At 28.5% G+C, this 23,943-nt stretch carries 23 protein-coding genes and 1 pseudogene; 14 read left to right on the plus strand and 10 right to left on the minus strand.

Going from position 1 to position 23,943, the window contains the following annotated elements; translation table 11 throughout:
• Nucleotides 1–182 precede the first annotated feature (182 nt).
• The 6 genes from ABM4_RS03800 to tsaA form a co-directional block, all read right to left on the minus strand.
• The gene (locus ABM4_RS03800; protein ID WP_016358357.1) at nucleotides 183–809 is read right to left on the minus strand and encodes a molybdenum cofactor guanylyltransferase; all 627 of its coding nucleotides are present in this window, start codon (nucleotides 807–809) and stop codon (nucleotides 183–185) included.
• 239 nt (nucleotides 810–1,048) lie between these two features.
• Nucleotides 1,049–1,816: a hypothetical protein gene (locus tag ABM4_RS03805; protein ID WP_016358358.1), complete on the minus strand. Its 768-nt coding sequence runs from the start codon at nucleotides 1,814–1,816 to the stop codon at nucleotides 1,049–1,051.
• A 434-nt stretch (nucleotides 1,817–2,250) separates the two neighbouring features.
• Complete coding sequence (cbiT, locus tag ABM4_RS03810; RefSeq protein ID WP_016358359.1) at nucleotides 2,251–2,817, minus strand: precorrin-6Y C5,15-methyltransferase (decarboxylating) subunit CbiT; 567 nt, start codon at nucleotides 2,815–2,817, stop codon at nucleotides 2,251–2,253.
• Nucleotides 2,818–2,853: 36 nt separating this feature from the next.
• A complete protein-coding gene (locus ABM4_RS03815) occupies nucleotides 2,854–3,405 on the minus strand; it encodes a UbiX family flavin prenyltransferase (protein WP_016358360.1) in 552 nt (183 codons plus the stop codon).
• A 115-nt stretch (nucleotides 3,406–3,520) separates the two neighbouring features.
• Nucleotides 3,521–4,756, minus strand: a complete 1,236-nt coding sequence (locus ABM4_RS03820) for an HD domain-containing protein (RefSeq protein WP_016358361.1) — start codon at nucleotides 4,754–4,756, stop codon at nucleotides 3,521–3,523.
• A 339-nt stretch (nucleotides 4,757–5,095) separates the two neighbouring features.
• Nucleotides 5,096–5,590, minus strand: a complete 495-nt coding sequence (tsaA, locus tag ABM4_RS03825; protein ID WP_016358362.1) for a tRNA (N6-threonylcarbamoyladenosine(37)-N6)-methyltransferase TrmO — start codon at nucleotides 5,588–5,590, stop codon at nucleotides 5,096–5,098.
• 386 nt (nucleotides 5,591–5,976) lie between these two features.
• On the opposite strand from tsaA, the gene ABM4_RS03830 reads away from it, so the two are divergent.
• Nucleotides 5,977–6,189, plus strand: coding sequence for a molybdopterin-binding protein (locus ABM4_RS03830; protein ID WP_016358363.1), 213 nt, complete (start codon nucleotides 5,977–5,979; stop codon nucleotides 6,187–6,189).
• A gap of 559 nt (nucleotides 6,190–6,748) precedes the next feature.
• On the opposite strand, the gene ABM4_RS03835 is transcribed toward ABM4_RS03830, so the two are convergent.
• Entirely contained in the window at nucleotides 6,749–7,186 is a 438-nt protein-coding gene (locus ABM4_RS03835; RefSeq protein WP_050553541.1) for a molybdenum cofactor biosynthesis protein MoaE, read from the minus strand.
• Nucleotides 7,187–7,346: 160 nt separating this feature from the next.
• A complete protein-coding gene (locus ABM4_RS03840) occupies nucleotides 7,347–7,883 on the minus strand; it encodes a nicotinamide-nucleotide adenylyltransferase (protein ID WP_016358365.1) in 537 nt (178 codons plus the stop codon).
• Between the two features lie 418 nt (nucleotides 7,884–8,301).
• Between ABM4_RS03840 and cofH the strand changes: the two genes are divergently transcribed.
• From cofH to ABM4_RS03885, 9 genes and pseudogenes are all read left to right on the plus strand, one after another.
• A complete protein-coding gene (gene cofH / locus ABM4_RS03845; RefSeq protein ID WP_016358366.1) occupies nucleotides 8,302–9,426 on the plus strand; it encodes a 5-amino-6-(D-ribitylamino)uracil--L-tyrosine 4-hydroxyphenyl transferase CofH in 1,125 nt (374 codons plus the stop codon).
• A 105-nt stretch (nucleotides 9,427–9,531) separates the two neighbouring features.
• Complete coding sequence (locus ABM4_RS03850; protein WP_016358367.1) at nucleotides 9,532–9,834, plus strand: hypothetical protein; 303 nt, start codon at nucleotides 9,532–9,534, stop codon at nucleotides 9,832–9,834.
• A gap of 451 nt (nucleotides 9,835–10,285) precedes the next feature.
• Complete coding sequence (locus tag ABM4_RS03855; RefSeq protein ID WP_016358368.1) at nucleotides 10,286–12,010, plus strand: ATP-binding cassette domain-containing protein; 1,725 nt, start codon at nucleotides 10,286–10,288, stop codon at nucleotides 12,008–12,010.
• Between the two features lie 44 nt (nucleotides 12,011–12,054).
• Nucleotides 12,055–12,459, plus strand: a complete 405-nt coding sequence (locus ABM4_RS03860) for a universal stress protein (RefSeq protein WP_016358369.1) — start codon at nucleotides 12,055–12,057, stop codon at nucleotides 12,457–12,459.
• Nucleotides 12,460–12,879: 420 nt separating this feature from the next.
• Nucleotides 12,880–13,041 (plus strand): rubredoxin, encoded by a 162-nt coding sequence (locus ABM4_RS03865; RefSeq protein ID WP_016358370.1) that lies wholly within the window; start codon nucleotides 12,880–12,882, stop codon nucleotides 13,039–13,041.
• A gap of 12 nt (nucleotides 13,042–13,053) precedes the next feature.
• Nucleotides 13,054–13,188 (plus strand): rubredoxin, encoded by a 135-nt coding sequence (locus ABM4_RS03870; RefSeq protein ID WP_016358371.1) that lies wholly within the window; start codon nucleotides 13,054–13,056, stop codon nucleotides 13,186–13,188.
• 104 nt (nucleotides 13,189–13,292) lie between these two features.
• Complete coding sequence (locus tag ABM4_RS03875; protein ID WP_016358372.1) at nucleotides 13,293–13,802, plus strand: ferritin; 510 nt, start codon at nucleotides 13,293–13,295, stop codon at nucleotides 13,800–13,802.
• Between the two features lie 650 nt (nucleotides 13,803–14,452).
• Nucleotides 14,453–15,400 carry a replication factor C small subunit gene (locus ABM4_RS03880; RefSeq protein WP_016358373.1) on the plus strand — a complete coding sequence of 316 codons (948 nt, stop codon included), beginning with the start codon at nucleotides 14,453–14,455 and terminating at the stop codon, nucleotides 15,398–15,400.
• A gap of 21 nt (nucleotides 15,401–15,421) precedes the next feature.
• Nucleotides 15,422–17,083: pseudogene (locus ABM4_RS03885) on the plus strand (replication factor C large subunit); the annotation flags it as partial.
• Nucleotides 17,084–17,303: 220 nt separating this feature from the next.
• Here the strand turns inward: ABM4_RS03885 and ABM4_RS03890 are convergent.
• Nucleotides 17,304–17,993, minus strand: coding sequence for a hypothetical protein (locus ABM4_RS03890; protein WP_016358375.1), 690 nt, complete (start codon nucleotides 17,991–17,993; stop codon nucleotides 17,304–17,306).
• 11 nt (nucleotides 17,994–18,004) lie between these two features.
• Nucleotides 18,005–18,886 (minus strand): shikimate dehydrogenase, encoded by an 882-nt coding sequence (locus tag ABM4_RS03895; RefSeq protein WP_016358376.1) that lies wholly within the window; start codon nucleotides 18,884–18,886, stop codon nucleotides 18,005–18,007.
• Between the two features lie 265 nt (nucleotides 18,887–19,151).
• Here ABM4_RS03895 and hisS point away from each other — a divergent pair, with 265 nt between their 5' ends.
• From hisS to ABM4_RS03915, 4 genes are all read left to right on the plus strand, one after another.
• Nucleotides 19,152–20,447 (plus strand): histidine--tRNA ligase, encoded by a 1,296-nt coding sequence (gene hisS / locus ABM4_RS03900; protein ID WP_016358377.1) that lies wholly within the window; start codon nucleotides 19,152–19,154, stop codon nucleotides 20,445–20,447.
• A 281-nt stretch (nucleotides 20,448–20,728) separates the two neighbouring features.
• On the plus strand, nucleotides 20,729–21,148 hold the full coding sequence (gene hisI / locus ABM4_RS03905) for a phosphoribosyl-AMP cyclohydrolase (protein ID WP_016358378.1): 420 nt from the start codon (nucleotides 20,729–20,731) through the stop codon (nucleotides 21,146–21,148).
• An 83-nt stretch (nucleotides 21,149–21,231) separates the two neighbouring features.
• Nucleotides 21,232–23,100 (plus strand): PINc/VapC family ATPase, encoded by a 1,869-nt coding sequence (locus tag ABM4_RS03910; RefSeq protein ID WP_016358379.1) that lies wholly within the window; start codon nucleotides 21,232–21,234, stop codon nucleotides 23,098–23,100.
• 17 nt (nucleotides 23,101–23,117) lie between these two features.
• Nucleotides 23,118–23,867 carry a sugar phosphate isomerase/epimerase gene (locus ABM4_RS03915; RefSeq protein ID WP_016358380.1) on the plus strand — a complete coding sequence of 250 codons (750 nt, stop codon included), beginning with the start codon at nucleotides 23,118–23,120 and terminating at the stop codon, nucleotides 23,865–23,867.
• Nucleotides 23,868–23,943 lie beyond the last annotated feature (76 nt).

Genomic DNA, 23,943 nt, shown 5'->3' on the forward strand with positions numbered 1-23,943 from the left:
TATTATTTTATTGTGTAAAGGATTTAAAATTAAACCGTTTTCTAGATAAATACTAATTTGTTTTAATTTTTAAGGAGATACCTTATTTCAGTTTAAATAAGTTAGAATTCATATAACATTTATTTCCATATTTTAAAAATTGTTTAAAAAGATTCAATGGTAAATTTTAAAAAATAGTGGTTTTATTCAATATCTGTAGGTCTGTTGAAGTTCTTAAAGTTTTTCTCATGAATCAAATGATTATCGATTGGAATATAGAAACAGTTATGATTTTTCATAATCGTTCTTACTCTAAGAATTCCTTGACTTATGTATTCTTCCATTATTGGAATGTACTTTCTATTATAAATGGAATGTAATGGCTCCGCTCTTTTTATGATATTGACATCTTTGGGACTTCTGTGATAGGGTACCAAGGCATTAATTTCCTCATCTTCAATCAGTGATTCTAATGTATCGAACATGTAGAATACAAAATTGCTCTCAACATATGGGGAGTCACAGGGTAATACGAGTGCATAATCAGAGTGTATATGTTTAAGGCCTGTCATTATTCCACACATTGGCCCTAGATCTTTTATTTCATCAGTTGTAAAATAGATTTTATAATTATAATCTTTCTGTCTTATAATCTTTTTATATTTTTTAATTCTTTTTTCATCATTTAAAACAATTACAGCTTCATCTATTTGATTGTTTAATGAATCAAGAACATGAATAATCATAGGCTTATCATTAATTTTCATTGATCCTTTATCTTTACCCATTCTTTTACTCATTCCTCCACATAAAAGTATACAAGATTTCATTTTTTTCACGGTTTTTAAAAATTGTTTATAGTTAAAAATAGTTTGTTACTTATTATTATATTATAATTGCTATTTGATTTTTAAATTTAAAAAAAGTAGATTGGTTTTAAAAAATTCATATAAAAATTTAAAAAAAATATAAATGCTCTAAAGGTATTATTTAGAATCATTTAACATTTTGTTGCCCTAAGAGTATTTATTTATTTGGAATTGTTTAACACTTCATAATTTAGGAGTGTTTATTCAGTTAAAATTACATTTGCATCTTCATCAAATGGATTTGTACGAATTGCTAAATTTAACATATATGGATAATGTTTCTTAATAGATGCCAAATATCTAATCCATTCATAGAGAAGCTTACTATAAATTCTGTTCACATCACCAAATAAATGTTTTAAATCTGTTTCCGGTGATTTACTTATATCATCTCTAAAGTCTAATTCTTCCATTAAGTGCATAATTGAAAGCATTAACTGTGAGAAATTATCCCTATTGTGTAATGTCGGATTTGATATAATCTCAAGGACAAATTCCCTGTTTGCATTTAAAAACTCTTTTAAATCTTCAAAAAATAAAACCATTTCATCATTTGTAATTGTTGGATGCAATGCTTTAGGTTTATTTTCCATTTCTTCTAAATGTTTCTTGAAGTCATCATCACTCCAGGTAGAAATAGATTTCAATGCTCTAACAATATCATCACTCTCATCAATTTTATAGATACGACTTAATAGACCATAACCAATTTCATTAAAGAATATACCCATCATCATATCTATTTTATCCTGAATTTGTTTCTTTTCATTTCTTTCAATCATGTTTTCTGCTACCAATGCTACAATTAGAATGTCTATTGGAATAAATCCTAGATGTAACATTACATAGTGGAATATTTCTGCAGGCTCTCCAAATATTATTGTATCTATTCCATATATAATAAATACCAATATTATGAGGATGATTGCAAAATGTAGCTCCCACTTAGACCATTTTACTTTTACCATTCTCTCACCACTAAAATTTACATCAATAATGTATATAATTTTTTATAGATTTATTAAAATCTATTATTATTTTAATACTTTATTATTGATATATTTTTAATTGATTTAAGTTTAAATTAAAAAAAATAGTTAATAATCTCACACATTATATTAATGAAATATGGAAAGTTGTTAATATATTCTAGGATTAACATGTCATTTCTTCATTAAATTTAAAACCATGATCTAAAAAATAATATTTCCTTGTTTTAAATAGTTGAAAAATGGTTAAAATAGGAAATGGTTTAATTTAAAATAATATTTTCAGTTTGTATATAAAATAGTTAGAATAAGAACTCCAATATTTTATTATTCTAAAATAATTGAAAAATGGTAAAAATAAGAGATAATTTTTTCTATCTTAAATCGTTGAAAAGTGGTTATATTAAAGATGGTTAATGTTTAGATGCGGTTATAATACCTATTGGATTTTCCGCTTTCATAAGTATTCCACGATCTAGTATTCTACCTTTTGACACGTTAATCTCCATAAATTGAGGATTATAGTTCAAATCTTTTAGTTTGTTAACCGCTTCAACCTTTGTATCTACAAGTATTGATGTAATTAGGATTCTACCTTTAGGATTTAACTTTTCATTTACAATATCTAAAATGGTCTCAAGTTCCCTTCCACTTCCACCGATAACCGCAATATCCATATTGTCTATTTTTTTAAGGGCATTAACAGCGTCATCTTCCATAAGTTCAACATTATAGTCATCCTTTAAAAGTTTTTTAAGATTCCTTTCTGTAACCTTTACGGCTTCCGGATTTTTGTCGATTGAATATACTTTTTTGGCTCTTTGAGCAAACTCAACTGTTAAACCACCAGTACCACAGCCAACATCTACCACTATATCATCATCTGATATATCTGATTTATATAGAAGTAAAGCTCTTATGGCCTCTTTTGTAGGACCTGGAACTTCACAGATTTTAATAAAGTCATTATCATTAAACATCTAATCACCAAGTTTTAATTTAAATAAGAATTCTTGCTATTTCCATCTTTTATAAAGATCATTATCAATATCAAGTGAGTCTAGAACTTTACCAACAATAAACTCTTCCATATCTTTGCATGTTTTTGGTTTTGAGTAATATCCTACTATTGGAGGTAATATAATTCCTCCTTCTTTAGAAATCTTTAACATATTTTCAATATGTGTGGTTCTAAGGGGGGTTTCTCTAGGTACAATTATTAATCTTCGCCTTTCTTTAAGGGCAACATCTGCAACACGTGTAATGGAATTTGATGCATATGCATTTGCAATTGCTGATAGGGTTTTCATGGAACATGGTATAATTACGGCTCCATCAAACTTAAATGAACCACTATTTACAGATGCGGTTAAATCATCGTTTTCATAGTAATTATCTGCAAGGCTTACAATATCTTCCAGATTTACATCATCTAATTCATATTCTATTATTGTTTTTGCAGCATCACTTATTAATAGTCCGGTTTGTATATCTAAATCTTTAAGAGCTTGAAGTAATCTTACACCTAATATAACACCACTAGCTCCTGTAATAGCAACTATTATCATAAGTTTTCCTCATTTTTAAGTTAATATATCTACTTTTTCAATAGTTTTTATAATAAATAAATTATTTATTTTATATTTGTTTTAATGTTATCTTACTATTTTTGATTAGTAAAGATCACATATAGTTAAGTAAATCCTGTTGATCATAGTGGGTTATATTATAATTTTTGTCAGTTTTTTCAGGTAAATCTAGATAATCCTCAATATTAACTTTCCTTAAATCCTCTTTGTATTCTTTAGGAGCATATAACGCAATATCGGGATAATTAAATCTTGCTTTATTTAAAGCTTGAACAATTGAAGATACTTCATTTAAATGATATAAGTTATCATTCAAAGCTATTTGAGTTTTCATCTCATCGAATTTAGGATATTCCGGAAGATTTATGAAGATATAATTGGAATCTATGTTATAATCCTCTCCGATTTCCCTTTCAGCTTTTTTCAAATCTCTTTCTTTAATATCGAATACATCATTTGGATGTAGGAAATTATTTAAACGGATAGTTTTAATCCTTTTAAACAGTTGTCTATTTTCTAATCTTTCTATAATATCTTTAGTATATTCTAATGTAGAATTTTTACATTTTGTGATTAACTCGTTATCGTCATAGATTGACAATTTTTTGGTGTCTAGTTCACCAGATTCCACCATCTTGTCAATAGACCTTCTGAACATGGCATTTACAATACGTGTTGTGTGGTGTTGGTAAACACTGGGATACATGAAATAACGGGCTACAAGCATCGCTTCTGCAGCTTGAACCCCTTTTATATCTAAGACTAAGAATTTTTCCAATTTTAGATTTGAAATAATTCTATCTAAATCTATTACACCATATGCCACACCGGTATAATGTGAATCCCTTATAAGATAATCCATTCTATCAACATCTAATTCCCCGGATATGATAGGTCCAAGTTTACCTTTACCATTAATAATGTCTACAACCTCATCAAGATTAAAATTCTCAGAAATTTTGGTAGATATGGCGGTATTCTTTATAATAAAAGCCGTTTGCTCCTCATGTTTAACATTCATTACAGACTCTGAAACATGTGAGAATGGTCCATGACCTATATCATGTAACATTCCTGCAAGACGTACCAATTGAACCTCATCGTCATCTAGGCCTAACTCTACTGCTAATTTTGATGCAAGGTGCATAGTTCCAATGGAATGTTCAAAACGAGAATGATTAGCTCCAGGATATATTAATGAAGTAAATCCTAACTGTTTAATGCGTCTTAATCTTTGAAATTGGGGATAGTCCAGGATTTCCTTTTCAAGTTCTGTAATGGGAATATTTCCATTAATACTATCCCTTATTGATTTTTTATATTCTAACATCAAACCACATCATATTAATTTTATTTAATCTATAAAATCCACTCTAAATCAATACTTAATCTCTAATATATACCAATATATAAATAAACTTTTCTAAATTTATAAGCTTTTTTTATTAAAATATCTGATATTTATTATTTTAATTATAGAAAAATAGATTGTATTTTTTTAATTTTTAAAAAAGGTTAATTTTAATATTAAGTTTTAGATTTATGGATTTATTTAATATTTTTAGAAAACTGTGGTTTTAAAATAATATTCTTAAAGGACTTGATTTTCTATTAAAAAGAAAAAATTAAAATAAGTAGTTTATTTTGTTTAATATTGATAAAAGTTGTTTTATTCAACAAATCTTGAATCGGCTTTTTGTTTTTTAGCTTTTTTATGATTATTTTCAAACCATCCAATCCTGATATCATCAACTAGCGTATCTTCAAATAATTGGGGTACATATGGCTTAATATCCAAAAGAGGGGTTCCGTCAACAACATCAATATTGGATATATGAACAACGTTGTCCTCAATTGAATCTAATTTGACTGTTGATAATCCAATATTATTTGGTCTTTTAGGTGATCTTGTTGCAAAAACTCCATGTAAAGCATTGTCCATAAATGGTTTAACTTGTAGGGCATTACCATTTGTTAAATGTAAATGGTATATTAATATTAAATGTGAGAATTCCTCAAGATCTTTAAGTCCGTCAACATATTTTTCGTCTAAAACTATCTCTCCTTTAACACCCTTTGCTCCCGTTGGTTGAATTGGCATTCCCTGAGGTTTGTCAAATGGTGTTTTAATTATTCCTATTGGTTCAAATTCAATTTTATTCATAGAATAATATTTTATTTTAAAAACATTTAAAATTTTTTATACTTATCCTTGGTAACATATTGTTTTTTAAAAATCATAAAATCGATAATTTTTATATCGAATTGACTATTTTCGGTAAACGATAAAAAATTCTTTTTTTAACTAAAAAACAATATATTTATATAGTATAATGATAAACATTATTTTGTAGAAGTAAAATCTACAAAAAATTAATTAAAAATAAATAGTTAACTTATTCAATAAAATTATAAAATCATTTTTATCATGTTAATTACGATTTGTAGTTATTATTATAATTTTATTCTATGAGAAATTTTATGATGTGTAGATAAGTGGTAAGTAATAAAATTTAAGCTATTTATTAAAAAATATATGGAGTTATTAAAATGGAAATTAGTGCAAGAAATGGATTAAAAGGAAAAGTTGAAAGTGTTACTTTAGGAACTGTAATGGCAAATGTTCATATTAAAGTAGAAGAACCAGGAGTTATTACTGCTGCTATTACTCGTGAATCTGCTGAAAAATTAGGTCTTAAAGAAGGAGACGATGTTTCAGCTATTATCAAAGCAACTGAAGTAATCGTAGGTAAAGAATTATAAATATTTTAGATTAAATATTTAATCTAAATTTTTATTATTCTTAAGCTGCTTTTTTGTCTCATTATTTTTTCTATTATTTAATGTTTTTATCTTATTTTTACTATTATGAGCTTATTAAGTTCTTTTTTTGTTTATATCTAGTTTTTTTTAACTTATTTCTTTTTCTGGTCCTATTTTTTAGTTATATTATATCTATTTTCGGTTTTGAACATAGTTTGTTAAAAGAGATTTTTTTCTGACGGATATAGAATAGATTTTTAAAAATAGCATTTTGATTTAATAATAAAAAAAACCAGTTTAAATGTTTTTGAAATTAAATGTATTAAAACTATTTAAAAAAAGTGTTAAGAATTTAAATTAAAAATTGATAAAATAATGTTTTAGATTAATTGGGGTATTAATAAGAATAAATTATAGTACTCTCCCATATGTATCAATAAATAGATGATAATCAATAGGAATATTATCGAAAAGAATAACTTTATGTTTTTTATAATGAATTTAAGTACTAGAATTATTATTAATAAAACTATTAATTGACCGAGTAGAGTCAATATATTTAACCTCCTGCAAGAATGGTTTTAGTTCCTTCATTTGAGTATTCTTCTTTTTTAAAATCAATATCAAATTTAACTCTTTCAATTACTTCCTTCAACGCATCATAAGATTCGTCTCTGTGGGATCCTAACACTGCTACTAAAAATAAACTATCTCCAGTATAGAATTCACCGATGTAATGGATTAAACTGATCTCATTTACACCATATTTAAGTTTAACATCCTCAGCTATTTCTTCCATTTCCTTTTGAGTCTTTTCATTATCCGGTGTAGTTAATATAAGTTTGTCAATCTCTTTACCAGGTTCCTCACCTCTTACTATACCTTCAAATGTAAATATTGCTCCTGATTGATCTACTTTCTCGTGTTTTTTAAGGTCATTAATTAAGTCCGCTGTACTTACATAATCGTCGTCTTTTTTGATTAATCTTACTACCACTAAAATCACATCCATTTCAATTCTTTTATTATGTTTATTTGATATAAAGTTTTTCTAAACCTATTATAATACTCAATATATAACTATTGTTATTTATATTTTCTTTTTTTTAAATTTGATTAGGCCATTAATCTTCAGTTTTTTTTATTTCTTAGGAATATTAAATTTCGTTCTTTTCCTTTTTTGCAAGGTGCCTGATTCTAGAGATACCATCAATTTCCTCTATTATTTCAACTGTAGATTTCGGAACCAATGATTGCCAGTCTTCATCATTTATCATTCTTCTTCTAATTTCCCTTCCAGATAAAGTTTCTCTACTATACAGTGGAGGAGCTTTAACGGTATAGTTATTCTCGATAAATAATCTTTGTACTAAAGGATTTCCACTATAAACAACATTAAATGGAGGTGTCATCATATTTACATGAGCTACCCAAATGGCGTTAATGTCTTTATCTTCCATAGGAATAATATAATACCTTAATGGATCTACATTATTCTCAACTAAGAATTTTTTAATCATCAGAATCCTTTCACCTGCAGTAAATGGATCTTTTAGGGTATGGGAGATTTGAGCACTACCTACTCCAATAATTAACTCGTCCACTTCCTCTAGTGTTTTTAAAATTACCTGGCAGTGACCTTTATGTATTGGTTGCATTCTACCTATAATCAATCCACGTGTTATATTGTTCATTTAAAACCACCATCATAATTATGATATTAATTATTATGTATTATAATTATAGTATTAAAATTTAATTTATAAGGTTTATATGGATTGATTATTAAATCTAAAATTTACATCTTATGAGAAAATATGGGCTTTTTAAAAATAGTATATAATCAGTATTTTAATTTTTTTTTTTATATGGATTTATTATATTGAATTTTTTTATAATCTATTTGAACTTATTTACTATTTTTTAAAAATAATTTAAAATACCAACTGTTCAATAAATTTTTAGTATTTGTAATCATAAAATTTTATTTATATATTTAAAGTAATCGTATATAAATTTATATAAAATTATTAATTTTGTTTAATCAGGGAAAGATTTTTTTTGAACATAATATGGAAAAGTTTATAAACTTCTAATAATTTAATTAAATATATGATATCCGCATATGAAGTAAGTAATGAAACTAAAAAAATATTAGATAATGCTTTGGATGAAGCAATATCTGTTGAAGATGCAAATTATTTGATGAATCTAAAGGGATCTGATGTATTCGCATTACTTGAAACAGCAGATTACTTGAGAAAAGAAATTGTAGGAGATAATGTTTCATTTATTAATAATTGTAATATTAATTTTACCAATATCTGTAAAATTAGATGTGGATTCTGTGCATTTGGAAAGGATAAGGATGATCCTGATGCATATATTCAAAATGATGAAGAAATCCTTTCAAAAGCTCAAAATGCTGTTGAAAATGGTGCACGTGAATTCACATTAATGGGCGGAGTTTTAGAAGAGGCTGACATTGATTATTATGAACATCTCCTTAAGCTTTTAAAAGACCATTTTCCTAATGTGATGATTCATGGTTTCTCACCTACAATGATATTTGATGCATGTAAAAAATCTGAGATGTCTTTAGAGGAAGGAGTTAAGATTCTTAAAAAAGCAGGATTGGATTCACTTCCAGGTACTGCAGCGGAAATATTAACCGACAGATCAAGAAGCATTATTTGTCCAAAAAAAGTTTCCACTCAAGAATGGGTTGATGTAGTAACTACCGTTCATAAAGCAGGTATTCCAGGTTCTGCAACCATGATGTATGGACATGTTGAAACAGTTGCTGAGCGTGTTGAAACCATGAAGATTTTAAGGGATGTTCAAGAGGAAACACATGGTTTTACAGAATTTATCCCTATGACCTTTATGCCAAATTATTCACCGATTTTCTTAAATGGTCAGAAAAATCTTGGTGCTACCGGAATTGAAGATTTGAAACTTTATGCTACTGGTAGATTAATGTTTAGAGATTTGATTCCTAATATTCAAGTATCATGGGTAAAGATGGGATATAGATTTGCACAAATTTCGCTTCTTGCAGGTGCAAATGATTTAGGGGGAACCCTTGGTGGAGATGAATTATCTGAAGCTAGTGGTGCTCCTGATGGTGTAGATGCTTCAATAAAGGATTTAATCAAATTAGTAAACGAATTAGGAAGAAGACCTATTGAAAGAAACACCAAATATACTGAATTCTTCCCAATTGCAGGTAAATAAATAATTTTTAACTTTATCTTTCTATTAATAGTAAAGTTTTTAAATTAGTTTACAAAAATATTATTAAATATTTTATCAAAACAGATTTTTAATAGAGGAAACATTATGGCTAAAGATGAAGAAGATATAACTCCGGAAGTTGTGATTGTTGAAAATGATGATCCGTTAAAAATGATACATGACGAACTTAAATCGTTAGCTGAATATTATAATTTAGGGGATGTTAAGTTTAAAGTAGATTTTGAGGATTTATATTATCCAAATGTTTTTGTAATTAAAGGTCCTGAAGGAATGGATGATGTACGCCAGCGTCAATTACAAGCATTATTCCATAGTAAATTAAATCATTTCTGTGATGAACATAATATTTTAAAATCCTATGAATCTGTTAAAATTCAGTTTATCTAATTATTATTTTTTTTTAAATCAATATGAATATTTTTTCTTTTTATATCTTTTTTTAGTAGTTTTTAATTCAGTTTTTAAAATTCTCGTTTCTTCATTTAACCTTTTTTTAAGTATTTTTTAACTTTTAAGGTTATTTCTTCATGATTTGTATTTAACATTAATTTAGGCTTGTTTTATTCATTATGGAACCCTATAAAACAATTGTTTTAATCAAATTTTTTTATGATAGTTTACAAATAATTTAACATTTTTAATAAGAGACTATTCCTATTAATTAAAATAATTTTTACCAAAAAATAATAAACAAATTTAAAAGTATTGAATAATATAAATTAAATAGATTATTATTTTAGAATATTTTTAAAAAATTATTCTAGGATATCTGTGTATTAATCTTATTTTAAACTTATGAGTTTATATTTTATTTTAGAGAAGTTAAATTGGGAATAAAATGTTTAAAGTAGAAAATCTTTCAAAAAATTATAAATTGGACAACAAAGATGAGGTTGTTGGTCTTAAAAATATTAATTTAGAAATTAAAGAAGGGGAAATCCTTGGAATTATCGGAACTAGTGGTTCTGGTAAAACAACACTTTTAAGATGTCTTAGAGGTGTTGAGAAATTTGATGAAGGTGTCATAACTGTAGACGATGTTGTACTTCATGCAGATGACAGTCAATATTATTATAACCAACTTAAAAAAGCAACAGCTATTCATCTTCAAAGAGATTTTGGCCTATGGCCTGCAAGTTGCCGTGAAAATGTTTTAAGGAAAATGTATGGTGCTAAATATGGTGATGAGGCATCTACTCTTTTAAAGGAAGCTGAAAAGGAATTCGGAAAAAAGGCAGATGAGATCTTAAAATTGGTTGGCCTTGAAGGTAAAGACGATTTTCCAGCACCTTTATTAAGTGGTGGAGAAAAACAAAGACTTATCATGGCTAGACAATTAGCAAAAGAGCCTAAACTTTTACTTTTGGATGAACCTGCAACAATGGCATGTCCAAAAACAAAACAAGAAATTTTGGATGCTGTTAAAAAGATTAATAAAGAACTTGGAATTACGGTAATCGTTGTATCTCACTTGCCGGAGGTTCAAAAATATTTAGCGGATCGTATTGTTTTAATGAATGATGGCGAAATAGTTGAAATCAGTGATGATGTTAATGGTATAACCGATGAGTTTTTATCTAAAAGAGCACCTGAATCTGATATTACTATTAAAGCAAGTGATGAAACCATTATAAAGGCAGAAGATATTGATAAAAGATACTTTGTTCTTAATGATGGTGTAAGTTTGGATATTGAAAATGCTAATTTTGAAGTTAAAAAGGGAGATATTTTAACACTGTTAGGACCAAGCGGTGCAGGTAAAAGTGTACTTTTACATATCTTGGACGGTATTGAAGATGCTGATGGGGGAAAAGTTACTTATAAACTTAAAACAGATAATGAAGGAGTTTTATGGGTAGATATTCATAAACCTTCCTTACATAGGATGGATGTAAGGCGTAAAGTGGGATTTATGTATCAGGAATTTGCACTTCAATATTATGCAACAATAAGGGATCAATTAGCAGCAAGACTTGGATATAAGAATAATGAAATAGTGGAAAATGCTAAGAAGATTGCTAAGGAAGAGGGTTTATCTGATGAAATATTAGATTCCTTATATTTGCTTACAGATTTAAACGAGGATGAGGCAAAACATAGATTGGAACAAATTGGGGTAATGCCTGAAATTTTAAATGATCTATTCCCAAGTTTTCCTGCAACAAAAGTTAAAGAAGAGGTTAAAGATATTTTTGATCTTTTAGATTTATCTATTGATGTACTTGATAGACGTTCCTATGAATTATCCGGAGGTCAGAAAGTACGTGCAATGTTATCCCTTGTACTTTGTTCAAAACCAGATATATTGATCTTAGATGAGCCATTTGGTGATTTGGATCCTATTACTTTAAGGGATGTTTCTAATTCTTTAAAGCTCTTATGTAAGGAATATGGAATAACCATTGTAATGGTTTCACATAATACCGAGTTTATGAAGGAGTTATCCAATAGAGGTATCTTTATGGATGAGGGTAATCTTGTGGAAGATAGTAGGGACATGGATCAACTTGTTGATAAATTTATTGATTTCTGTCATGCAGACTATCTACGTCAAGATAACTAACACTCCTCTTTTTGATTTTTTATTTTTAAATAAAGGGCTTTAAAATGTTTGATAAAATTTTAATTGCTAGTGATGGTTCAAAAACTGCAGATAAGGCAATAGATATGGGAATTGACCTTGCTCGAAAGTATGATTGTGACGTTGCGGCATTATATATTATTGATCCTGCAAAGACTACCTTTGTTTTAGGTGATGATGAAGGCGGTGAGGTACTTGATAAAATCACAGCAAAAGGTAAGGAAAACGGTGTTACGGTAATTGAGCATATTATAACTGCTGATCCTATTAAAGATTTCAAGGTAATGATATGTAAAATCAATCCTGATTTAGTTGTTATTGGTGCTCATGGTAATTCCTTTGATAAACAAAAATATAATAGTGAAAAATTAGGCAGTGTTGCATCCAAGGTTTTAGAGGTATCCAAGGTACCTGTTCTTCTTGTAAAATAGTATTTTTTTGTTTTTAATTCTTTTAAATCTTTTTTTTATTTTCAATTTCTTTTATTCCAATTAATTTCTTTAATTAATAGAAATATCTTTTATTTTCAATTTCTTTTATTAATCTATTTTTTTTAATTTAATAAAACTATTTTTTTTATTTTTTTTAAGAATTTTTGAACCTCATTTTAATTAAATAAGGCTATTTTCTTATTTTTAACTTTTATAACTTAAGGGATAATAGTTCAAAAATTATTTTTAATATATTATTTTTTTACTAATCTTAACAAAGCAATTTAGTTATACGATATTTTTATTTTAAAATAGACTCAGAACCATTAATAAAATACCATCTTTTATTTTTTAAAATAATGTAATAAATCAAAAAAAGTTTTATACTATTAAAACATAATTATATCTAGAGGTGTAATCATGGCAAAATACAAATGTAAAGTTTGCGGATATGTATATGATACAGAAGTTGGTGACGAAAAAAAGAATATAGCTCCTGGAACTCCATGGGAAGAGATTTCAGATGCATTTAAATGTCCAATGTGCGGAGCACCTAAAAAGATGTTTAAATTAATAGAATAATGAGGTGAAAATATGGCTGTATATGTTTGTAAAGTATGTGGTTACAGATATGATGAAGATGCAGAAGGTACTCCATTTGCTGATTTACCAGATGACTATGTTTGTCCAGTATGTGGTGTAGGTAAAGACCAATTTGCTGAAGAATAAACTTATTGTTAATTATTATTAATTATTAAATTTATTCCTTATTTTTTATTTAATTTAGACTTTATAATTTTTATTTTTAAATTTTTTTAAACTAGGTGGTATATATGGTTAATGAAGTTATGGAAAAAAGTTTAAATGAACAAGTCAATGCAGAATTTTACTCAGCTTATTTATATTTATCAATGGCTGCTTATTTTAAGGAAGAAAATCTAGACGGATTTGCTAATTGGATGACTGTTCAAGCTCAAGAGGAAAGAGATCATGCAATGAAATTATTCGATTATATTATTAGAAGGGGAGCAAAAGTTACTTTAACTAGTATTGATGAACCTCAAACCGAATGGGACAGTCCATTAGCAGCATTTGAGCATGTGTTAAAACATGAAAGATATGTAACTAGTCTAATTAATAATTTAGTTGACTTATCTATTGAACAAAAAGATCATGCAACCAATAATTTCTTACAATGGTATGTTAATGAACAAGTTGAAGAAGAAGAAAATGCTATGGATAATTTAGGAAAACTTAAATTAGCTGATGGTAACCCACAAGTTTTATATTCTCTCAATGAGGAACTTGCAACTAGAGTATACACTCCAATTCCTCAGGAATAAATATTTTTATTTTCTTTTTCTTTAATTTTTATTTAACCTAAAAATATTTTCAGACTGTTAAGTTTTATTTTATCTATCTTATTTTTTCAACTAATTTGGCTGTTTCTTGTACTGATTTTTGTTTCCAATCTCCAAATTAATTTTAGATTTAATCATATCTTCAATATCAGGATTTTTATGGATTCATTTTTTTTATATGGCAGCATATTTTAAATATCTAAAAATCATATATTAAATTGTATTTGATTTTTTATCAAATATATTTTATAATTGTTAGTATTTTAAAATTGTATGGTATTAAAAAAATATTGCTTAAAATCCTTCATTTATTTGTTAAACAATTTTTGATATTAGCAATTATAATCTTATTTTTAAGGACTGTTTTTTATGGATTTTAACTAGAATATATTATTTTTCTATTGAAATTTAAATCAATTTTTAAAATTACCTTTTATATAAAATTACAAAGATAGTATTATAATTGATAAAGTCTAAAATTATTATATACTGATTGTAGATTTATTTTTTCTTAAACTATTTAAGTGATTTAAATATAATTTAAAAAAAGATAGATTTATTTGATTTGGATTATTAAAATTAATAATATTTATTTGATTAGAAATTAACTTAATATTTTTATGGTGAAAATGATGATGGGACCTTGGGTAGAAAAATATAGACCTCAGACTTTAGATGATGTTGTTGGTCAAGATCAGATAGTGAAACGTTTAAAAAAATATACAAGTGAGAAAAGTATGCCTAACTTAATGTTTTCAGGTCCTGCTGGTGTAGGTAAAACTACTACTGCACTTGCCTTAGCTAAAGCTGTTTTAGGAGAATATTGGAAACAAAACTTTTTAGAATTAAATGCCTCAGATGCAAGGGGTATTGACACAGTAAGGAACAATATTAAAAATTTCTGTAGACTTAAACCTGTAGGTGCTCCATTTAGGATAATTTTCCTTGATGAAGTAGACAATATGACTAAAGATGCACAGCATGCATTAAGACGTGAAATGGAAATGTATACTAAAACTGCCTCATTTATTTTATCATGTAATTATCCGTCAAGAATTATAGACCCTATTCAATCAAGATGTGCTATTTTTAGATTTGCACCTATTAAAGGAGAAGCCATTACTAAAAGATTAAAATATATCTGTGATGAGGAGGGTTTTAATTATACCGATAAGGGTATTGAAACAATTGTTTACTTTGCAGAAGGGGATATGCGTAAATCAGTTAATATATTACAATCCGCCGCTACCGAAGGTGAGGAAATTACCGAAGATTCCGTATATGATGTAATTTCCAAATCAAAACCTGAAGACATATCAAACATGATTACTGCTGCTTTAGCTGGAGATTTTATGAATGCCAGAGATATTTTAAGGGATTCCATGATTTTACATGGTACAAGTGGGGAGGATATGATTACTCAAATATATCAAGAGGTTACAAGAAGAGCAACTGAAGGTATTATGGACAGTGAAGTTTATATTGGACTTGTAGAATACATAGCAGATACTGATTTTAGAATACGTGAAGGTGCTAATCCAAGAATTCAACTAGAATCACTACTTGCTAAATTTTTATAATATTTTTTATATAAAGGGAAAAATATGCAATGGACAGATAAATACAGACCTCAAACCTTTAAGGAGATTATAGGTAATGGTAAACAAAAAAAGGAAATCCAAGAATGGGTTGAGGCATGGAAAGAAGGAAATCCACAACCAAGCTTGCTTCTTGTAGGTCCTCCAGGTGTTGGAAAAACAACATTTGCACAGGTTATAGCTCATGAATTCGGTGAATATATTGAGTTGAATGCAAGTGATAAACGTTCATATGATATTTTAATGAACACCATTGGAGAGTCCACTACTACAAAATCATTATTTTCCGATAATCCTAAATTAATTATTCTTGATGAGGTAGACGGTATTACAGGTAATCAGGACCGTGGTGGTTCAAGGGCTATTAATAAAATCATTGAAAATACTAAACATCCAATGATTATGATGGCTAACGATTTCTACTCCAAAAGACTTACTACAATCAAAAAGAAAACCCATGTTATAAAAATGGGTAAAGTAAGAAGCACATCTATAAACGTAGGCCTTAGAAAGATCTGTAAGAATGAGGGAATTGATGCTGATCCTAATGCTTTAAAAGAGTTGTCTAAAAGAGCAAATGGAGATATGCGTTCAGCAATAAACACATTACAGGCATTATGTGAGGAAAGTAAATCCCTAACAATGGAGGATTTGGATAATGTTTCACAGAAAAACGACAAGTCCAACTTGATTAATGCAGTAACTAGGGTTCTTAAAAGTAAAAACATTAATCATATCCAACAGGATATGTATGTGGATGAGGATCCAACATTGGTAATGGAATTTATAGCTGAAAATATTCCAAGGGAATATAAAAAACCCAAGGAAATTAAAAAGGCTTATGACTTTATTTCCGAGGCAGATTTATACTTCGGACGTGCAAGGCAATCAAGAAACTATGGCTACTGGAAATATGCCACTCAGTTTATGGGCCTTGGAGTAGCATTATCTAAGGATGAAAGATATAAGAAATTCACGAAGATTCAAAGTCCCCAATCATTTGCAAAAATGGGTAGGTATAGAGGAAAGAGAAACCTGAGAGACAATATTGCCCTTAAGATGTCTGAGAAGATGCATGTTTCCATGGAAGTGGCATATTCCATGTTTCCATATTTTGAAATCATGTTTCAGGATGATAGAACGGCATATGAAATATCCTCCTATCTAGAACTTGAAGATAATGAGATTAAAAGGTTTAGGAAGAAAAAAATTCCTAAAAAGTTCATTAAACAAATGGAAAAGGAAAGGGCCGAAAGACGTAAAAAAGAAAGAGAGGAATTTGCCTTAAATTATCAAAACTCACAACCTTTTAATCGGGATAAAAAAACGGAAGATATTGAAGATAAGGAATCTGAATCATTAAAGACCAGTAAAAAATCAAGTAATGACGATAAGTCTAAAACAATAGAATCTAATAAAAACAGCAACCCAAGTAGGAACAATGATTTAAAAGAGGATAAAAAGCCTAAAAAAGAGGATAAAGAGGAATCATTGAAAACTGGTAAAAGATCAAATGAAGAAGTTAGGCCTAAAACAAAAGAGTCCAGTAAAAGCAGTGATTCAGGTAAGAACAATGATTTAAAAGAGGATAAAAAAGAGGATAAAGAATCTGAAACTAAGAAGAAAAAGGACAATACTGTTCAAACTTCTTTATTCAACTTTTAAATTTTATTTAGAAATTTAAATCTTTTTAATGACATTTTCATCTTTTAAAATTGTTTTTTTTTTGATTATTTTTTTAATTTAAATACATTAATCTAACTACTTTTTTCTATTTTTTTTAAATCGTGTTAATTGGATTTAGGTTTAGTTTATTTAGGTTGTGCTTATCGCCGAATCTATGGTTTAGCTATTGTCTTAGGTTATATATAATTGAATCAACGATTTAATCTGCATTCTTGTTTTTTTCTAAATATTCAACAGACTTAAGTATGTTAAACTTATATTGTATAACAGTCTCGTCCAAGAAATCTAAAAATTCACCGGATGCATCATCAAAGGTATCCTCAACTATCCTATCCTTGAAGAAATCATTTATTTGTTTATTTGAGATTTTAATTAATGGATAGATATATTCCTCATCTTTTCTAGGAAATCGAATACCATCTCCACTAAATATCTCAGATATGATTGAGTGGACTTCCATATCCAAGGTCTTGTTGGATGTTTTAACATCATAATCGCTGTTGCCGTCGTTAATCAATGTTAATCCGTATTTTCTTGTATATGGTTCAAGTATTATTTCAATTAACGGATTTGCATTTGGTGGTATATAGACTTTCATCTGGGGTTTAAGTGTGTCTGATAATTCTCTAGATGCATTGGTAGCCATTTCTTGAAAAAGTGATGATCTGATAACCTCTATATCGGGATATTTTTCCTCAAAGGTATTTTGTCTTCTTCTTGAAAACTTTGAAAAACGTAGATTATTGATATAGATTTTACTTGGAGTATATGATATAAATCTGGTGTCTACTCCAATATCAGATAAAAATCTTAAAACGTCTTTTTTTGAATTTGTAAAAGTTTCTTCCTCTTCAGGTATATGAAAATCAAATAAAAAATTATCTTCCATTTAATCACAACTTAAAAATCTTTTAGACTATGGATTCCTGATTCTTTCATTACAGATTTTTCCATAGCTTTAATGTCTGCATCCTTACCTGTCCATATCTTAAAGCTTTCAGCACCTTGATACACAAACATTTTAAGACCAGAAACCCTTGTTGCCCCTATTTTTTTAGCCTCCTTAAGTAGGCCTGTTTCAAGTGGAGTGTAGACTATGTCAAAAACAACCATATTCGGATTCATTTGTTGGGCATAGATTAAGGGTTTGTCATAGATATTTGGATACATTCCAACGGGGGTGGTGTTTATAATAATGTCAGTATCCCTTAAATGTGTATCAATATTTTCAAAATCGTCAAAGTTAACAGTATATTCGGTGCTGCTTGTAATATCTCCAGCTAAATCTAAGGCCCTTTCAAGATTCCTGTTCAATATTGTTATTGAATTGACATTCTCCTCAGTAAGTCCATAACAAATTGCCCTTGATGCTCCACCTGCACCTAAAACCAGAACATCTTTATCTTCTATGTCTGTTTTTTCCTTAAGGGCTCTCATAGCACCTAAAACATCTGTATTATAACCTTTAGCTATTGTTTTATCAGATTTATATTCAAAATTAATTGTATTTACGGCGCCTATCTTCTCAGCAAGGGGATCTATCTCATCTAAATATTTTATTACATTGATTTTATGTGGGATAGTAACATTTAATCCCTGGATATTTAAAGCTTTAGCACCATCAATAAGATATTCTATATTATCCTCATAAACATGAAAAGGTAAATAGACATAATTTAAATCTAAAGATTCAAGATTTGCATTATGCATATTAGGTGAAAGGCTATGTTCAATAGGATTACCTATAACACCGAAAATCTTAGTATTTCCATCAATCGCCATATTAACCACTAAAAATTTTTTCAATCATTAATCTTTTATATATTAATATATCTTAATTAACTTATATTATTTTATAACCATAAAACTATATTTTAAATTAATTAAACTTTTCTAAATTCTTTATCATTTTATCTTATATTAATTCAGATATTATAATTAATTTTATAAGATAAAAAAATCAAATTTTAACTATATAAATTGAATTTTCAATTATCTATTATCATTTTTATTTAAAAATTATTTATTATATTAAGGAGGAAAATAAGTGGAATTTACAAGACCTAGAGGTACAAGAGACTTTCTCTTTGATGAAATGAAAGAAAGAAATATTGTAGAAAATACTTTAAGAGAAGTCTTTGAAAATTATGGTTATGGGGAAGTTAAAACTCCTTTATTTGAAGAATTAAAATTATTCACCACTAAATCTGGAGAAGAGATTATAGATCAGCTTTATAATTTTAAGGATAAGTCCAACAGGGAACTTGCATTAAGACCTGAGATTACTGCAGCTATTGCAAGATTATATATTAATGAACTTTCAAAAACTGCAAAACCTATTAAACTATATTATTATGGAAGCTGTTTTAGATATGAGAGACCTCAAAAAGGTAGATTTAGACAATTTTGGCAATTCGGATGTGAACTTATAGGTGCCAAATCCCCGGAAGGTGAGGCTGAAGTTATTGCCATGGCAAACGAATCTATTGAAAAGTTAGGAATTGATTCAGCTGAAATTCATATAAATCATTTGGGTATCATTAGAGGTTTATTTGCTCATTATGGAATACCTGATGAGAAGGCGCGTGAAGTAATGATTGTTGTAGATAAGGGTGATAAAGATTTATTAAAAGAATCATTAACTGGTCAGGATGCTATTATTGACAATAAAGAATTAGGCCAAATTCTTTTAAAGCTCATTGATATGGTAGGTTCAAGTGATATATATGAGGATATAAAAAGATTAGTGGAACCATTCGATGAATGTTTAAAACCTCTAACTGAACTTAAAGAATTGATTACCACATTAAAAAGCTTTGGTGTTGAAAATTATAAATTGAATTTAGGTGTAGCACGTGGACTAGACTATTATATAGGCATTGTATTTGAAATCTATGTACCTGAATTAGGTAGTCAAAAACAAGTCTGTGGTGGAGGAACTTACAATTTAATTAAGCTATTTGGTGGAGAGGATGTAGTATCTACAGGATTCGCTTTTGGATTTGATAGATTGATGGATGGTATAGAGGCAAGTGGTAATTTACCTGAAATTGGTCCAAAGGTTGATGTTTATGTGGCTCCAATATCAGCAGAAACAAGACAATTGTCTTTTAATATTGCACAGAGATTACGTCAGGAAGGCATTGCTACTGAAATAGATTTATCCCGTAAGAAGTTTAAGAAATTACTATCTTATGCAAACAATCTAGGAGTTAAACAAACCATTCTTGTTGGAACGAATGATGTTCAAAACAAGCAGGTTACTGTTAAGAATATGGAAACCGGTAATCAGGAATTAGTAAATATTAAGGATATTGTTGATTATATTAAAGAAAATATTTAGAATTATTCTTATAATTCTTATTTTTAATTAGTTTAAAATTATTGGTACATTAATAAGCTTTGTTATGTTACCTTAAATTAAGGTTAATATAATCTTTAAATTTCAGAATTATTCGCAATGTTTTAAATTAAATATTTAATATAATTCGCTATATTGAATTATTTTAGTTGCTTAAGAATATGTAATTAAGTAATTCATTAAATTTCATAATTATTTAAAACTAAAGTATATGATATAATTTTAACAATGCTTATTTTTCAATTAAAATAAAATGTGATAAAATGGAATTAAACTTCAGACATGAGAAAAATGGTGAAAAATTACTTATTGCTGTAGCTCAGGATTGGAAAACTAATGAGGTTTTGATGGTTGCATTTATGAATAGGCAGGCTGTTGAAGATACATTAAAAACTAAAAAAGCACATTATTATAGCACTTCCAGATCCCAGCAGTGGATGAAAGGTGAAAGTTCTGGAAATATCCAGAAAGTCAAAGAGATATATGTGGATTGTGATGGCGATTCACTTCTTTTAAAAGTTGAGCAGATTGGTGCAGCATGTCATGAAGGTTATAAATCTTGTTTTTTTAGACAAATTAACAATTCAAAAGATGTTTATAAATTAGATGAAATCACCGATGATGATATTGAAATTATTCAGGACAGATTATTTAATCCAGAAGATATGTATGGAGATAATTAATTTAAATTGTAGAAATGAAAGTTGTAAAGAATTATTTATTTTAAAATATTATTCTAATTTTAGCTATTTGAAAGGTAATTGAAATGAATACAGATTATGATTATGAGGATTCTGTTAGATTAGTACCAGATACAAGTGCAGTTATTGAAGGTATAATTACTAGAATTATTAAGGAAAAGAATTTAAATTATCCTGAAATTATTATTCCACAGGCAGTTGTAGCGGAACTTGAATATCAAGCCAATAAAAAACGACCTACTGGTTTTACAGGTTTAAATGAACTTAAAAAACTACAAGAAAAATGTGATAATGGTGATTTGTCTATTGATTTTGTAGGTCAACGTCCGTCCAACTATGAAATATCTCTTGCTAAAACTGGAGAAATTGATGCCATGATTAGGGATGCTGCAAAGGAGAATTTTGCAACCTTAATTACCAGCGATATAATTCAATCAGAAAGTGCAAAAGCATTAGGTATACCAGTTGAATATTATAAACAGAAATCTAAAGCAGATATGAAGTTAACTATTGCTGATTATTTTGATGAGTTAACCATGTCAGTACATCTTAAGGAGAATGTTCCTCCAATGGCAAAAGTTGGAAAACCAGGACATATTAAACTGGTTGAGTTGGATAGCACTCCAATGAAATACAGTCAACTTGAGGATATGGCTGAGGAGATTCTGGAAAAGGAAAGATACGATCCAAAGACCTATTTGGAAGCTGATATGGAGGGGGCAATGGTTGTACAATCTGGTGAATTGAGAATTTCTATAGCTATTCCTCCTTTTTCAGAGGCTATGGAAATTACTGCCGTAAGGCCAGTTGCAAATGTTTCACTTGAGGATTATAATTTGTCTGATAAACTAATGGAAAAACTTAAAAATAGTTCTGAGGGTATCCTTATTTCCGGTTCTCCAGGAGCAGGTAAATCTACTTTTGCACAGGCAATCGCAGAATTTTATAAGGATACTGGTAAAATCGTAAAAACAATGGAATCTCCAAGAGATTTACAAGTTTCCGATGAAATTACCCAATATGCTCCACTCGAAGGAGATATGGAAAAAACAGCTGATATATTACTTCTTGTAAGACCAGACTTTACAATATATGATGAGCTTAGAAAGAGTTATGATTTTAAGATATTTGCAGATATGCGTCTTGCAGGTGTAGGTATGATTGGTGTAGTTCATGCAACCCGTCCAATTGATGGAATTCAAAGGATTGCCAATAGAATAGAGTTAGGTGTAATCCCATCCGTTGTGGATACGACTATCTATATCGAGGATGGTCAGGTTAAAACGGTTTATGAAAATAAACTTAAGATCAAAGTTCCAACAGGTATGGTGGAATCAGATCTTGCAAGACCTGTTATAGAGGTCCGTGATTTTGAAACTGGTGAGCTTAAAAATGAGATATACACGTATGGTGAACAGACTATAGTAATGGATATGGATCTTATTGATGATTTCGGTGATGAAGATAGGGAGAAAACACCGGTTGAAAAGATTGCCGAGGCGGAAATTACACGTAGGATGAGGAAATATGCACCTCGTGCTAATATACTTGTAGAACTTGAGAGCATGGAAAGGGCCAATGTATATTTGAATGAGGAATATATTCCTAAGATTATTGGTAAGAATGGTAAACGTATTGCCGAGATTGAAAAGGATATTGGTATTAGTTTAGGTGTAGATCCGATTGAAAGCTTGATGAGTAATGAACCGTTTTTAGTAGAATATCATACCAATAAAAAACATATTATATTTGATTTTCCTCGTGAGGACATTGGTAAAAGTTTTGATTTAATGATAAATGGTCAATATTTATTTACCGCAACTGTTGGTAAACATGGTGAGGTAAAGATTAGAAAATCAATTAATGTTGGAAAACAGGTTTTGGATGCAATAGAATTTGGTTTTCCAATAACTGCTGTTTATAGAGATATATAATAAGATAGGTGTTAAAAATGAAGATTGGTGCATCAACTTTAGTAACTTTTAAAGATGGTTTAGAAAACGGTTTAGGATTTTATGAAGATAATGGTATTGAATATGTAGAGCTATTACATGATTATCCATCAAGGGAAATGGATATTGAAACTATTTTATCCTTTGATTTAAAATATACAATTCACTCTCCACTTATAGATATGAATATTTCATCATTGAACCCTTCAATTAGGGAGGCCTCTATAAATGAGGTAAAATATTCCTTTGAAAAGGCTAATGAATTAGATGTAGATACAGTTGTAGTTCATCCAGGTAAAATACCATTTTTAGGTCAAGGTTTGGAAGAGAAAATCAATCAGATTAATAAGGCATCCATGATTGAATTGGCTGAAACTGCTGATGAGCTAGGTGTAACTGCAGTATTTGAGAATATGCCTAATATTCCAGGTTTTACCTTTACAAGACTTGAGGAACTCACCGAATTTTTAGAAGAATATAATATGGCAATGTGTTTAGATATTGGTCATGCAAACACTAATGGTTATAAAGCGGAGGAAATGTATTCTCCATTAATTAAACATATTCACGTACATGATAATCTAGGTGATGATGACTCACATCTAGCTATTGGTGAGGGAACTGTTGATTTTGATACTTTAATTTCCTCATTTGAGGCAAATCATTATGATGGAATATATATGATTGAAGTAAATCAAAAGGAATCTATCATTAAAAGTCTAGAATATTTAAGAAACTTTAAATCTTAAATTTTTTACTTTTTTTTATCATATTAAGTATTTTTAATTTTTTTTATTAGATTAATATACTATTTATATAGAAGTT

It is taken from the genome of Methanobrevibacter sp. AbM4, from assembly GCF_000404165.1.
Lineage (GTDB): Archaea > Methanobacteriota > Methanobacteria > Methanobacteriales > Methanobacteriaceae > Methanarmilla > Methanarmilla boviskoreani.

What these genes read in the sequence shown, in the direction of transcription:
- ABM4_RS03800 (WP_016358357.1), bottom strand. Translation starts at nt 809, where the DNA reads ATGAAATCTTGTATACTTTTATGTGGAGGAATGAGTAAAAGAATGGGT.
- ABM4_RS03805 (WP_016358358.1), bottom strand. Translation starts at nt 1,816, where the DNA reads ATGGTAAAAGTAAAATGGTCTAAGTGGGAGCTACATTTTGCAATCATC.
- cbiT (WP_016358359.1), bottom strand. Translation starts at nt 2,817, where the DNA reads ATGTTTAATGATAATGACTTTATTAAAATCTGTGAAGTTCCAGGTCCT.
- ABM4_RS03815 (WP_016358360.1), bottom strand. Translation starts at nt 3,405, where the DNA reads ATGATAATAGTTGCTATTACAGGAGCTAGTGGTGTTATATTAGGTGTA.
- ABM4_RS03820 (WP_016358361.1), bottom strand. Translation starts at nt 4,756, where the DNA reads ATGTTAGAATATAAAAAATCAATAAGGGATAGTATTAATGGAAATATT.
- tsaA (WP_016358362.1), bottom strand. Translation starts at nt 5,590, where the DNA reads ATGAATAAAATTGAATTTGAACCAATAGGAATAATTAAAACACCATTT.
- ABM4_RS03830 (WP_016358363.1), top strand. Translation starts at nt 5,977, where the DNA reads ATGGAAATTAGTGCAAGAAATGGATTAAAAGGAAAAGTTGAAAGTGTT.
- ABM4_RS03840 (WP_016358365.1), bottom strand. Translation starts at nt 7,883, where the DNA reads ATGAACAATATAACACGTGGATTGATTATAGGTAGAATGCAACCAATA.
- cofH (WP_016358366.1), top strand. Translation starts at nt 8,302, where the DNA reads ATGATATCCGCATATGAAGTAAGTAATGAAACTAAAAAAATATTAGAT.
- ABM4_RS03850 (WP_016358367.1), top strand. Translation starts at nt 9,532, where the DNA reads ATGGCTAAAGATGAAGAAGATATAACTCCGGAAGTTGTGATTGTTGAA.
- ABM4_RS03855 (WP_016358368.1), top strand. Translation starts at nt 10,286, where the DNA reads ATGTTTAAAGTAGAAAATCTTTCAAAAAATTATAAATTGGACAACAAA.
- ABM4_RS03860 (WP_016358369.1), top strand. Translation starts at nt 12,055, where the DNA reads ATGTTTGATAAAATTTTAATTGCTAGTGATGGTTCAAAAACTGCAGAT.
- ABM4_RS03865 (WP_016358370.1), top strand. Translation starts at nt 12,880, where the DNA reads ATGGCAAAATACAAATGTAAAGTTTGCGGATATGTATATGATACAGAA.
- ABM4_RS03870 (WP_016358371.1), top strand. Translation starts at nt 13,054, where the DNA reads ATGGCTGTATATGTTTGTAAAGTATGTGGTTACAGATATGATGAAGAT.
- ABM4_RS03875 (WP_016358372.1), top strand. Translation starts at nt 13,293, where the DNA reads ATGGTTAATGAAGTTATGGAAAAAAGTTTAAATGAACAAGTCAATGCA.
- ABM4_RS03880 (WP_016358373.1), top strand. Translation starts at nt 14,453, where the DNA reads ATGATGGGACCTTGGGTAGAAAAATATAGACCTCAGACTTTAGATGAT.
- ABM4_RS03890 (WP_016358375.1), bottom strand. Translation starts at nt 17,993, where the DNA reads ATGGAAGATAATTTTTTATTTGATTTTCATATACCTGAAGAGGAAGAA.
- ABM4_RS03895 (WP_016358376.1), bottom strand. Translation starts at nt 18,886, where the DNA reads ATGGCGATTGATGGAAATACTAAGATTTTCGGTGTTATAGGTAATCCT.
- hisI (WP_016358378.1), top strand. Translation starts at nt 20,729, where the DNA reads ATGGAATTAAACTTCAGACATGAGAAAAATGGTGAAAAATTACTTATT.
- ABM4_RS03910 (WP_016358379.1), top strand. Translation starts at nt 21,232, where the DNA reads ATGAATACAGATTATGATTATGAGGATTCTGTTAGATTAGTACCAGAT.
- ABM4_RS03915 (WP_016358380.1), top strand. Translation starts at nt 23,118, where the DNA reads ATGAAGATTGGTGCATCAACTTTAGTAACTTTTAAAGATGGTTTAGAA.